8 protein-coding genes and 2 pseudogenes are annotated in these 12,515 nt (G+C 65.4%); 7 read left to right on the forward strand and 3 right to left on the reverse strand.

What is annotated here, in order from left to right; translation table 11 throughout:
- Nucleotides 1-13: 13 nt before the first annotated feature.
- The 3 genes and pseudogenes from ACVIYL_RS14345 to ACVIYL_RS14355 form a co-directional block, all read right to left on the reverse strand.
- On the reverse strand, nucleotides 14-1,609 hold the full coding sequence (locus ACVIYL_RS14345) for a DUF882 domain-containing protein (RefSeq protein ID WP_456778905.1): 1,596 nt from the start codon (nucleotides 1,607-1,609) through the stop codon (nucleotides 14-16).
- Nucleotides 1,610-1,874: 265 nt separating this feature from the next.
- Complete coding sequence (locus ACVIYL_RS14350) at nucleotides 1,875-4,172, reverse strand: L,D-transpeptidase scaffold domain-containing protein (protein WP_456778906.1); 2,298 nt, start codon at nucleotides 4,170-4,172, stop codon at nucleotides 1,875-1,877.
- A 308-nt stretch (nucleotides 4,173-4,480) separates the two neighbouring features.
- A pseudogene (locus ACVIYL_RS14355) lies at nucleotides 4,481-5,972 on the reverse strand (sigma-54-dependent transcriptional regulator).
- Nucleotides 5,973-6,114: 142 nt separating this feature from the next.
- Between ACVIYL_RS14355 and ACVIYL_RS14360 the strand changes: the two are divergent.
- The 7 genes and pseudogenes from ACVIYL_RS14360 (at nucleotide 6,115) to ACVIYL_RS14390 (ending at nucleotide 12,507) form a co-directional block, all read left to right on the forward strand.
- The gene (locus ACVIYL_RS14360) at nucleotides 6,115-8,031 is read left to right on the forward strand and encodes a M3 family oligoendopeptidase (RefSeq protein WP_456778907.1); all 1,917 of its coding nucleotides are present in this window, start codon (nucleotides 6,115-6,117) and stop codon (nucleotides 8,029-8,031) included.
- A 268-nt stretch (nucleotides 8,032-8,299) separates the two neighbouring features.
- A pseudogene (locus tag ACVIYL_RS14365) lies at nucleotides 8,300-8,453 on the forward strand (aa3-type cytochrome c oxidase subunit IV).
- 144 nt (nucleotides 8,454-8,597) lie between these two features.
- Nucleotides 8,598-9,722: a Re/Si-specific NAD(P)(+) transhydrogenase subunit alpha gene (locus ACVIYL_RS14370; RefSeq protein ID WP_283067964.1), complete on the forward strand. Its 1,125-nt coding sequence runs from the start codon at nucleotides 8,598-8,600 to the stop codon at nucleotides 9,720-9,722.
- An 11-nt stretch (nucleotides 9,723-9,733) separates the two neighbouring features.
- Nucleotides 9,734-10,051 carry a proton-translocating transhydrogenase family protein gene (locus ACVIYL_RS14375; RefSeq protein ID WP_016841609.1) on the forward strand — a complete coding sequence of 106 codons (318 nt, stop codon included), beginning with the start codon at nucleotides 9,734-9,736 and terminating at the stop codon, nucleotides 10,049-10,051.
- Nucleotides 10,052-10,094: 43 nt separating this feature from the next.
- Nucleotides 10,095-11,492: an NAD(P)(+) transhydrogenase (Re/Si-specific) subunit beta gene (locus ACVIYL_RS14380; protein ID WP_076828040.1), complete on the forward strand. Its 1,398-nt coding sequence runs from the start codon at nucleotides 10,095-10,097 to the stop codon at nucleotides 11,490-11,492.
- Between the two features lie 10 nt (nucleotides 11,493-11,502).
- Nucleotides 11,503-11,673, forward strand: a complete 171-nt coding sequence (locus ACVIYL_RS14385) for a hypothetical protein (RefSeq protein WP_456778908.1) — start codon at nucleotides 11,503-11,505, stop codon at nucleotides 11,671-11,673.
- A gap of 15 nt (nucleotides 11,674-11,688) precedes the next feature.
- Nucleotides 11,689-12,507 (forward strand): alpha/beta hydrolase, encoded by an 819-nt coding sequence (locus tag ACVIYL_RS14390; RefSeq protein WP_456778909.1) that lies wholly within the window; start codon nucleotides 11,689-11,691, stop codon nucleotides 12,505-12,507.
- Nucleotides 12,508-12,515: the final 8 nt, after the last annotated feature.

Raw genomic sequence — 12,515 nt, forward strand, 5'->3', positions numbered from 1 at the left:
GCAGAAGCGTGGCTCAGCGCAGCGAGGCGGTGCGGAGCACGAAGGACTGGGTCGTCAGGAGGGCGGTCGCCGAGCCCGAGAAACGGTCGCAGGTCATACCCATCATCGGATCTTCCGAGAAGGTCATGACGACGGCGGCCTGCGGCTTCACGAAATGAGTCCGCATCATGGTCATGTCGGTGTCGCCAAGCACCGTGGTCAGCATGGCATTGCTCGCGCTCGGCGCCAGCATCACCACGCGCATCCAGATATCGTTGCCCTTGGCAGCCGAGATCCGCGCGGAGGTGGTGATCACGCCCTGGCTCGGTGCGCCCTTGGCAACGACGGTGTTGATTTCGGTGCTAGGAACCGCGGCATTGCGCGTCGGGCGCACGTTGCGCGGGATCGGCGCGGTCGCTGCGACGATGTTTGCGCGATCGACCGGTGACGCCGCAGGCGCATAGGCCAGCGCCTTGTTGAAGTTTTCGGTTGTCGTGCTGGCAGTGGTCTGCGGATCGGTACCGCCGACCGCCTCGCGGGCCTTCAGCGCGGCTATCTGCGCCGCCGACGCCTGCTTCGGCGCCTCACCCTCGTCACCCCAGAAGCCGCGGGCATTGATGATGTCGGCAGGCGATTGCGGCGCGGTGTTCTCGGCCACCTGCACCATTTGCACCGCGGGCTTCGCCTTCGGCATCGGAACGAGCTGGGCGTCGGCGGCGGCGAGCTGGATGGCGGCGGCGAACTGCGGCTTGGCGCGCGGCAGCGGAACCGGATCGGCGGCTTTGGCGGGCGCGGCGGCGGCCACCACGGTGTTGGCGGCGGGCTTGTCGTTCACGCTGGCCGCGCCTTCGTCTTCATCGTCACTCGACTTGCCGCCACCGAACAGCTTCGCGAACAGGCTCGGCTTGCCGATGGTCGCGGCATCGTCACCATTGCCGCGGCGCTCGATATCGGCCTTGGCAAGCTCATAGCCCTTGAGCGGCGTGCCGTCGGTCGGGACATGGACTGTGCGGCCGTCGGGGAACACCCTGACCAGCTGATCGCGGGTCATGCGCGGCCAGTGGCGGATGCTACCGGTGTCGAGATGGACGAACGGCGAGCCCGAGGTCGGATAGAAGCCGACGCCGCCGCGCTGCAGGCGGAGGCCGGCGTAGCGGATCTGCTCCAGCGGCACGCCCGGGATGAAGAAGTCCATCGCATGCCCCAGCATGTGCTGGCTGTGGCGCGCAACGCCCGAGGAGCGGCGGCGGAGCATGGCGTTGGTCGCAGGGGCGCGATAGGCGGAGATGATCTGGATCGGCTGCTTGCCGCCGACGTCGTTATAGACGTCCCACAGGATGTCGAAGAGGTGACGGTCCATCACCGTTTCATCCTGGGAACGCCAGTCGCGCAGGAAGTGGTTGAGCTGCTTCAGCGCGCCTTCGTCGTAGCGGCCCTCGCGCTTGAAGGTGACGGTGAGGTCTTCGCCGGAATGGGTGTGGTGGAAGGAGAGGGTGCGGGTCTGGTTCAGCGCGGTGGCATCGTGCACCGATCCTGCGCCCGCCAACAGCAATAGCGCAGTCAGGCCGACTTGGTATCCGGCCTTAGGCAACGACAGCGGATTGCAGCGGCGTGCGAAGACAGCCAGCACTATGAGCCCACCCAGTCGACGAGCGTTCGGTCGGCATCTTTCGCAGACCCCCTGCGGAAGACGGTGAACGCTTTCTTAAAGCGGGAGGGTTAACCGAGGTTTACCGACCCGCCCCCAAGTTAGGCTTAACTAACTGGGCGACTGTGGCAAAAGATAGCCCTGCTCCCCGGCCGAGACCCGAAATGGTTAACGTAAACGATCTCGCCTTTTGAGCGAGATCGTTGATTTTGCTTCAAAATTTATCCCAATCGGGCCGAAATGCAGATTAGCGGGTGATCACCCGGCGCTGCTGCTGGGCCTGCCCACGACGGATCGGCTGCGGCTCCGGCTGTCCGAATCCCCCGAACAGGCGCTCGAAGAAGTTTGGTCCAGAGGAGCCAAAGCCGTTGTCGCCGGCGACATTGACGCCGGCGGGCAGGCTGCTGCTCGGCGGACGCGAGTAGCTCGGCTGGGAGTGCGCCACTACCGTCTCGAGATCCTTGCCGCGGCCGTTCCTGAGCAGCGACAGCATGGCGGCGTCGCGGCCGTAAACGTCCCTGCGCAATTGCAGCTTGCCGGCATCGTCCACGAACGCGGTCTGGTAGGTGATGTTTACCGGGATCGGCGTCGGGAATTTCAGGTCGACCTCGCTCGAACCGTACATGCTGCGGATCCGCTCCGGCGTGTAGTGCTGGTTCGGCTCGGTAATGTTGAGCAGGACGGCGGCGTACTGATCGGGATTCTGCACGCGCATGCAGCCGTGGCTGAAAGCGCGCTCGTCCTTCGCGAACAGGTACTTGTCCGGCGTGTCGTGCTGATAGACCAGGAACTTGTTCGGGAAGTTGAAGCGGATGCGGCCGAGCGCGTTGGCTTCACCCGGCGGCTGCGAAATGTGGATCGAGCCGTCGCGGTTGCGCTCGAGCCTGAGGCCCATGCGCTGCAGCACCGTCGGATCCTGCTGCAGGGCCGGCAGATATTCGTTGTAGATGATCGACGGCGGCACGTTCCAGGTCGGATTGACCGTGATGTACTTCATCGTCTCGGTCAGAAGCGGCGTGGCATGCTGGCCGGGCTTCCCGGTGACGACGCGGGTGGTCCAGACCGGCGCGCCGTTCTGCATCACCTTCAGCGTGTAGTCCGGGATGTTGAGGATCACATAGGCATTGCCGACACTGGCGGCGCCGAGCTGGCGCGGCAGCCAGCGCCAGCGCTCCATGTTGACGATCACGGTGTCGATCTGCCGGTCGCGCTTCGGATTGTTCAGCGCCTTGACCGTGCGCTCGTCGAGAACGCCGGTCGGCTTGAGGTCGACGCTGCTCTGGAATTTCTCCACCGCCCGCGCGACCGTCGCGTCATACTTGGTGCTGTCGGCATCCTCGGTGATGCCGAGCTTGTTGCGCAGGTCCGGCACGCGCGGATCGTCCATCTCGACCGCAGCCTGCTTCTTGCGCGCCGGCAAATATTTCAGCGTCGGACCGTCCGCGATCGTGATGACCGGACCGTCGCCCTGGCCGCGCAGCTCGGCGAGCTTCTTCTTCAGCTCCTTGTAGAGCTTCTGCGGCGGGTTGTAGCCGTCGAGCGCGGCGGAGGCGTCCTTGGCGGAGGTCACATTGGCGAACACTTCCGCCGGATCGATCGGGTGCTCCGGATAGAGAATGTCCGCCGACACCTGCGACCAGTGCATGCGGCCGCTCTGGGCCTGGCGGGCGTAGTCCAGCATGCTGGCGGCGAGCTTCAGCTCGGCGTCGGCCAGCGCGTCCGGCGACGTCGCCGCGGCGAAATCCGGCACCGGATAGTCTGATGCATCGAGGCCGTCGGCGGCCGCGTCCTTCAGGCGGGCGATGACGCCCTTGCCGGCGTCGGTCAGCTTGCCAGCCTTGGTGAACACCGGCGCGTATTCGCGAGCGGAATAGAATTTCTCGGCCGCCGCGCGCTCGTTCTTGCGGTCGAAGCTACGCAGCGACTTGCTGGCGAGCAGTTCGCGCAGCTTGTCGGCAACCGGCTGGTCCTCGGCGGCAACGTTGCTTGCCGCCTTCGCCGGTTCGCCCGCCGGCGCTGCGGCGGTCGCGGGAGCAGGAGCTGTGGCCGGCGCCGCTGCCGTTGCAGGCGCGGGGCTTGCGGCAGGCGCGGTGGCCGTTGCGGGGGCGGGGGTGGCCGCCGCCGGCGCGACGGCGGTATCGGTCTTCGGTGCATCGGCGGGCTTCGTCGCCGGCGCGGTCGCGACATCGGCGGGCTTCGGCTCGACGGCCTTTGCAGTCGCGCTCGGCTCTGCCGGCTTGGCGTCGACCGGTTTTGTCTCAGCGGGTTTGGCCTCGGTGGCGTGCACATCCGCTGGCTTCACGTCGGCCGGCTTGGCTGCATCGGGCAGCGCGGCGGTGGTGTCGGCCTTGAAATCGCTTGCGGTGGGGGGCGGCACGTTGGCCGGTTCGGGGCGCGGGATCGCCGCGTCGATCGCGAGTTCCGAAGCGCTGGAGTGCGGCGTGTCCTGCGCGAGGGCCGAGGTCGCGGACACCGTGAGGAAGGTTGCCGCGACGGCCATCAATACGCGGTCAAATCCTCGACGGTTGTTCGAACAGTCACGCATCGTCACACCCCCTGGGTGAAACTGCCCCTCATCAAGCTGGAACAGTTCAAATCAGAATTTGGTTTCATAGCTTGCGCGAAAGCGCCGGCCTCTCGATCGACTCGCACGCCTGCACACAACGAACGCAGACGATACCTTTGCCCCTCTCATGCAGCCAGCGCCATGCGGGGCAACTCACGACAAACTGACCTCGAAGCAGCTGATTTCGCTCCGGGCTGTGCGTTTTTGCCACGCGGCACAGCCTTTGTCTGTCACCGCCACGACACGGTTCAAAAGGTTCCCTGGTGTGGCCCTGTCGGCCTCGAGGGCTAAGTAGCGTCGCTTGCGCGCGCGCCGGCCGCGGCTTCGTCGAGCTTGCGGTAGAGTGTCGAGCGGCCGATCTTGAGGCGGCGCGCGACCTCCGACATCTGTCCGCGATAATGCGAAATCGCGAAGCGGATGATCTCGTTCTCGAGATCTTCCAGGGGGCGCACCTCGCCCGCGGCACTGAGCATGGAAAGGCCGCCGGCGGTGGGCAGGGAGGTGGCAACCGGTATTTCATTACCGGAAATCATAGCGGGGGCCGTGGAAGGCGACACCACCAGCGGCTCGCCCTGCAGCGATTTGCCATCCGGCGCCGGATGCGCCGTTCCTTGCGGGAAATCGGCGAGCCCGAGCTGGTCGCCGTCGCTCATCACCACGGCGCGATACACGGTGTTCTCGAGCTGGCGGATGTTGCCCGGCCAGTCGAGCTGCGAGAGGTGAGCCATCGCCTCGCCGCTGATGCCGGTGATGTTGCGGTTCTCCTCGGCGCAGAACCGCGCCAGGAAATGCCGCAGCAGATGCGGGATGTCTTCGCGCCGCTGTCGCAGCGCCGGAATGGTCAGTGGCAGCACGTGCAGGCGATAGAACAGGTCCTCGCGGAACTGGCCGCCTTTCACGAGATCAAGCAGCTTGCGGTTGGTCGCCGAGATGATGCGAACATCGACCTTGACCGGCTTGCGGCCGCCGACCGCCTCCACGGTGCCTTCCTGCAGGGCGCGCAGCAATTTCACCTGCGTGGCCAGCGGCAATTCACCAACCTCGTCGAGGAACAGCGTGCCGCCATGCGCTTCGACGAACTTGCCCTGATGGCGCTCGGTGGCGCCGGTGAAGGCGCCCTTCTCATGGCCGAACAGGATCGATTCGACGAGATTGTCCGGGGATCGCGCCGCAATTCACCGCAACGAACGGCTTGGCCTTGCGCTCGCTGCTGCCGTGAATGGCGCGCGCGAACAGTTCCTTGCCGACGCCGGATTCGCCCTCGATCAGCACCGGGATCGTCGAGGACGCGGCCTTTTGCGCGGTGCGCAACACCCCGGCCATCGCCTCGCTGCGGGTGATGATATCGGAGAAGGTCAGCCGGCCCTCGCGGCTGTGGCGAATCCGCTGCAATTCGCCCTTCAGCGCCGAGGCGTTGAGGGCGTTGCGCAGGGAAACCTGCAGCCGCTCGAACCCGACCGGCTTGACGACGAAATCCTGGGCACCGGCGCGCATCGCCGACACGACATTGTCGATGCCGCCATGCGCGGTCTGCACGATGACCGGGACGGTCAAACCAGCTTCACGAATTTTTGCGAGGACTCCAAGACCGTCGAGGCCCGGCATCACGAGGTCGAGCACGACGGCGTCAATCGCCTGCGTCTCGGATGCGGTCAGGGCCGCGATCGCCGCGTCGCCACTGTCCACGACGAGGGGCTCATAGCCGCACTTCTGCACCATGTTTTCAACCAAACGGCGCTGTACTGCGTCGTCATCGGCGATCAAAATGGTGGCAGCCATGGTTTTCCCCGCACGCTACGTTTATTTGTCTCGAATCGGGGCAATGTCGCCGATGCCGATTAACGCACTCTTAAATGTTGCAAACCCGCATTTATTCCGCCGCCGCCGACATCTTTCCGACTGAACCAAGGTTACGAACAAGATGACCTCGCGCTCCAAAACTGCATCCAGCAAGTCTGCCCTCAGCAAGGCCGCTCTCCGCAAGGAAGCCGCGTTGCGCAAGACGGCCGCGCAACGCAAGTCGTCCGCAGGCGGCCCGGCGGCGAGAAAGGCAGCCAGCAAGACCGGCAAGCTTCCGGAATGGAATCTGGCAGATCTCTACTCCGGTATCGATGCGCCTGAGGTCGCACGCGACTTGCAGAAAATGGACGCAGATTGCGTCGCGTTTGAGACCGACTACAAGGGCAAGCTTGCCGAAAATACCGCCAAGGAGGGCGGCGGAAAGTGGCTGGCCGAGGCGATCAGGCGCTATGAGGCGATCGACGATTTGGCTGGCCGTCTCGGCTCTTACGCCGGCCTGGTCCATGCCGGCGACAGCGTCGATCCCGCGATCTCGAAATTCTACGGTGATGTCTCCGAGCGGCTGACCGCCGCGTCGGTGCATCTGTTGTTCTTCTCGCTCGAGCTCAATCGCGTCGACGACGATATGATCGAGCGCGCGATGGCCGAACCCGAGCTCGGCCATTACCGGCCGTGGATCGAGGATCTGCGCAAGGACAAGCCATACCAGCTCGAGGATCGGGTCGAGCAGCTGTTCCACGAAAAGGCGCAAAGCGGCTATGCGGCCTGGAACCGGCTGTTCGACCAGACCATCTCCGGTCTGCGTTTCAAGGTCGGCGGCAAGGAGCTCGCGATCGAGCCGACGCTGAACCTGCTGCAGGACAAGGCGGGGGACAAGCGCAAGGCTGCCGCGCAGGCGCTGGCCAAGACCTTCAAGGACAATGAGCGTAGCTTCGCGTTGATCACCAATACGCTCGCCAAGGACAAGGAAATCTCCGACCGCTGGCGCGGCTTCCAGGATGTCGCGGATTCCCGCCATCTCAACAACCGCGTCGAGCGCGAGGTGGTCGATGCGCTAGTCGCCTCGGTGCGCGCGGCCTATCCGAAGCTGTCGCACCGCTATTACGCGCTGAAGGCCGGCTGGTTCAAAAAGAAGAAGCTGCCGCACTGGGACCGTAACGCCCCGCTGCCGTTCGCGGCGACCGGCACCATCGCCTGGCCCGAGGCGCGCAACATGGTGCTGTCGGCCTATAGCGGCTTCTCGCCCAGGATGGCCGCGATTGCCGAGCGCTTCTTCGACGATCGCTGGATCGATGCGCCGGTCCGTCCCGGCAAGGCGCCGGGCGCGTTCTCGCATCCGACCACGCCGTCGGCGCATCCCTATGTGCTGATGAACTATCAGGGCAAGCCGCGCGACGTGATGACGCTGGCGCACGAGCTCGGTCATGGCGTCCATCAGGTGCTGGCGGCGAAGAACGGCGCGCTGATGGCGCCGACGCCGCTGACGCTCGCGGAAACCGCAAGCGTGTTCGGCGAGATGCTGACCTTCAAGCGGCTATTGTCCCAGACCAGGAACGCCAAGCAGCGTCAGGCGCTGCTCGCGGGCAAGGTCGAGGACATGATCAATACCGTGGTGCGGCAGATCGCGTTCTATTCATTCGAGCGCGCGGTTCATACCGAGCGCAAGAACGGCGAACTCACCGCCGAGCGGATCGGCCAGATCTGGCTCAGCGTGCAGGGCGAGAGCCTGGGGCCGGCGATCGAGATCAAGCCGGGCTACGAGACGTTCTGGATGTACATTCCGCACTTCATCCACTCGCCGTTCTACGTCTATGCCTATGCGTTCGGCGATTGCCTCGTGAACTCGCTCTATGCGGTCTACGAGCACGCGTCCGAAGGCTTTGCCGAGCGCTATCTCGACATGCTCGCCGCCGGCGGCACCAAGCACTACTCCGAGCTGCTGCGGCCGTTCGGGCTCGACGCCAAGGACCCCAAATTCTGGGACGGCGGCCTGTCCGTCATCGCCGGCATGATCGACGAACTGGAGGCGATGGGCTGAGGCCCATCGGCGTTCCGGCCGGGCCGGGCGGCAGCCGGTCCCGTGCCAGTTTCGTTGGGCGTTTTTTGCGCCTGACGGCATGATCGTTCCATGACGCCTGCGTTTGGGACGGCAATCCTGCCGAGGGGCTGGCGCGGCGTCGTCGCTCGAACGTGGATCGGGGACGATTTGCGCTTCAAATCGCCCGATCGGGACCGCGCCGTTGCCCTGCCTATCCGTTTGCGGTAATGGCTCGCGGAGGAACGCGAATTTCTGACTGGGGACAGCGATGGCAGACCATAGCGAAGTGGCCTACACGACCGCCGACGGCAACGATTACGTGGGCGCATGAGCAGACCTATGAAGGGTTTCTCATGCTGGTCAAATGGGGCACCATCAGCGTCGCCATTATTCTCGCCCTGATGGCCTATTTCCTGGTCTGATCCTTAAGATCGGCTAGCGGCGCCGCCGTCCCGCGGCGGTGCCGGAATTCCTGTCGAACCCGGATCTAAAAACCGGGTATCCAAATCTGGCGAAAATAACGCTAGTTTGAAGACGTGTGCGCCGCTCGCGCCGCCGGAGGGCCCATGAAGATTGCCGTTGCCAAGGAAATTGATCCGTCCGAGCCGCGGGTTGCGGCCTCGCCCGATACCGTGAAGAAGTTCAAGGCACTCGGCGCCGAGGTCGCGGTCGAGCCCGGCGCGGGCATCAAGTCGGGCCTTCCCGATTCGGAGTTCACCGCGGTTGGCGCCACCGTCAGTGCCGACGCGCTCAAGGACGCCGACATCATCATCAAGGTGAAGCGGCCGGAAGCCTCCGAACTTTCCAAATACAAGCGCGGCGCGCTGGTCATCGCGATCATGGATCCCTACGGCAACGAGGCCGCGCTGAAGGCGATTGCCGATGCCGGCGTGTCCGCCTTCGCGATGGAATTGATGCCGCGCATCACCCGCGCGCAGGTGATGGACGTCTTGTCCTCGCAGGCCAATCTGGCCGGCTACCGCGCCGTGATCGAGGGCGCCGAGGCGTTTGGCCGCGCCTTCCCGATGATGATGACCGCCGCCGGCACCGTTCCGGCCGCCAAGGTGTTCGTGATGGGCGTCGGCGTCGCCGGCCTGCAGGCGATCGCGACCGCGCGGCGGCTCGGCGCCGTCGTCACCGCGACCGACGTGCGCCCGGCCACCAAGGAACAGGTCGAATCGCTCGGCGCGAAATTCCTCGCCGTCGAGGATGAGGAATTCAAGAACGCGCAGACCGCCGGCGGCTACGCCAAGGAAATGTCCAAGGAGTACCAGGCCAAGCAGGCCGCGCTGACCGCCGAGCACATCAAGAAGCAGGACATCGTGATCACGACCGCGCTGATCCCGGGCCGTCCGGCACCAATGCTCGTCACCGGCGAGATGGTGAAATCGATGAAGCCCGGCTCGGTGCTGGTCGATCTCGCGGTCGAGCGCGGCGGCAATGTCGAGGGCGCGAGGCCCGGCGAAGTGGTCGAGACCGATGGCATCAAGATCGTCGGCTACACCAATGTCGCAGGCCGTGTTGCGGCGTCGGCCTCGGGGCTCTACGCGCGCAACCTGTTCTCGTTCATCGAGACGATGGTCGACAAGGCCAACAAGGCGCTCGCGGTCAATTGGGACGACGAACTGGTGAAGGCCACCGCGCTGACCAAGGACGGCGCCGTCATCCATCCCAACTTCCAGCCGAAGTAAGGAGAGAAGCCATGGAGCATCTCGCGCAGGCCGTCGATCCGTTCGTGTTCCGGCTGTCGATTTTCGTCCTCGCCGTGTTTGTCGGCTATTTCGTGGTGTGGTCGGTGACGCCGGCGCTGCATACGCCGCTGATGAGCGTGACCAACGCGATCTCGTCGGTGATCGTGGTCGGCGCGCTGCTTGCGGTCGGCGTCGGCATGGTCTCGAGCGGTTCGGGCTGGGCCCGCGGCTTCGGCTTCGTCGCGCTGATCTTCGCCTGCGTGAACATCTTCGGCGGCTTCCTGGTCACCCAGCGCATGCTCGCGATGTACAAGAAGAAAGCCAAGTGAGCGGCAATCACCTCGGGGTGATGAGGATTTTGGGGGACCTGAGATGAGCGCCAATCTCTCTGCACTGTTGTACCTCGTGGCGGGGGTGCTGTTCATCCTGTCGCTGCGCGGCCTGTCGAGCCCGGCGTCGTCGCGCCAGGGCAACATGTTCGGCATGATCGGCATGGCGATCGCCGTCGGCACCACGCTGGCGAGCCATCCGCCGGCCGACGGCGTGGCCTGGCTGCTGGTGATCCTCGCGGTCGCGATCGGCGGCGGCATCGGCGCCGTCATTGCGCGCCGGGTGCCGATGACCTCGATGCCCGAGCTCGTCGCCGCGTTCCACTCGCTGGTCGGCATGGCCGCGGTGCTGGTCGCCGCCGGCGCGTTCTATGCGCCCGAGGCGTTCGACATCGGCACGCCCGGCAATATCCATCCGCAGAGCCTGGTCGAGATGTCGCTCGGCGTCGCGATCGGCGCGCTGACCTTCACCGGCTCGGTGATCGCGTTCCTGAAGCTGTCGGCGCGGATGAGCGGCGCGCCGATCATACTGCCGTTCCGCCACGTCATCAACATCGTGCTGGCGCTGGCTCTGGTGTTCTTCATCGTCGGCCTCGTGATGAGCGGCAGCGCGCTCGACTTCTGGCTGATCACCATCATCGCGCTGGCGCTCGGCGTGCTGATGATCATCCCGATCGGCGGCGCCGACATGCCGGTCGTGATCTCGATGCTGAACTCGTACTCCGGCTGGGCCGCGGCCGGCATCGGCTTCACGCTCGGCAATTCGGCGCTGATCATCACCGGCGCGCTGGTCGGCTCCTCCGGCGCGATCCTGTCCTACATCATGTGCCACGCGATGAACCGCTCGTTCATCTCGGTGATCCTCGGCGGCTTCGGCGGCGAGACCGCCGCGGCCGGCGGCGGCTCGGGCGAGCAGAAGCCCGCCAAGCTCGGCTCGGCGGATGACGCCGCCTTCATCATGAAGAACGCCTCCAAGGTCATCATCGTGCCCGGCTACGGCATGGCGGTGGCGCAGGCCCAGCACGCGCTGCGCGAGATGGCCGACATCCTGAAGAAGGAAGGCGTCGAGGTGAAATACGCCATTCACCCGGTCGCGGGCCGCATGCCCGGCCACATGAACGTGCTGCTGGCCGAGGCCAACGTGCCCTATGACGAGGTGTTCGAGCTCGAGGACATCAACTCGGAGTTCGCCCAGGCCGACATCGCCTTCGTGATCGGCGCCAACGACGTCACCAACCCGGCGGCGGAAGAGGACAAGACCTCGCCGATCTACGGCATGCCGGTGCTGCAGGTCTGGAAGGCCGGCACCGTGATGTTCATCAAGCGCTCGCTCGCCTCGGGCTATGCCGGCATCGACAACCCGCTATTCTACCGCGACAACACCATGATGTTGCTCGGCGACGCCAAGAAGGTCACCGAGAACATCGTCAAGGCGATGTAAGGCGGTATCGATGGCGCTGAACCGGGAGTGGCATCGAGCGCATCGCATGCCGCCCCGGGCGACGCGCGAGCAGCGCATCAAGTGGCACGTCGCGCATGCGGCGGCATGCGCGTGCCGGCCGGTCCCCGACAGCATCAAGGCAGACGTCGAGAAGCTGCTCAAGCTCCGCGGCAAAGCATAGCCGCGGCCACCGCTGATGGCGCTGGCACTCGCAATCCTGAAATGGTTCCTGATCGCCGCGGTCGTCGTCTATCTCGGCGGGCTCGCGGTGCTGTACGTCAAGCAGCGCGAGTTGCTGTTTCCGATCCCGCCGGTCGGACGGACTGCGCCGGCAGCCGCGGGCCTTCCCGAAGCGGAAGAGCATGTCCTGGCCACCGGCGACGGCGAGAAGGTCATCGTCTGGCACGTGCCGGCGAAGCCGGGCCGGCCCGTCGTGCTGTTCTTTCATGGCAATGGCGATTTCCTTGCCGGGCGCGTGGCGCGCTTCAAGGCCATCACGGCCGACGGCACCGGGCTGGTGGCGCTGTCCTTTCGGGGTTACGCAGGGTCGAGCGGGTCTCCGAGCGAGCAAGGACTGCTGCAGGACGCCGCGGCGGCCTACGCCTTCACCACCGCGCGCTACCGCGCCGAGCAGATCGTGGCCTGGGGATTCTCGCTCGGCAGCGGCGTTGCGGTCGCGCTCGCCGCCCAACATCCCCTCGGCAAGCTGATCCTCGAGGCGCCGTATACGTCGACCGCTGACGTCGCCGGCGCGCATTTCTGGTATGTGCCGGTCAGCCTCCTGATGCGCGATCAATTCCACTCCGACCGTCTCATCGCGCAGGTCCAGGCGCCGCTCCTGATCATGCATGGCACCGACGATCCGGTGATCCCGATTCGCTTCGGCGAGCGCCTGTTCGGCCTCGCCCATGAGCCCAAGCAATTCGTGCGACTGCCCGGTGGCGGGCACGACAATCTCGACGATTTCGGTGCGATGGCGACGGCGCGGCGGTTTATCGACGCCGCAAGAGGCTGACGGCTGCG

This window comes from Bradyrhizobium sp. USDA 3315, assembly GCF_054056795.1.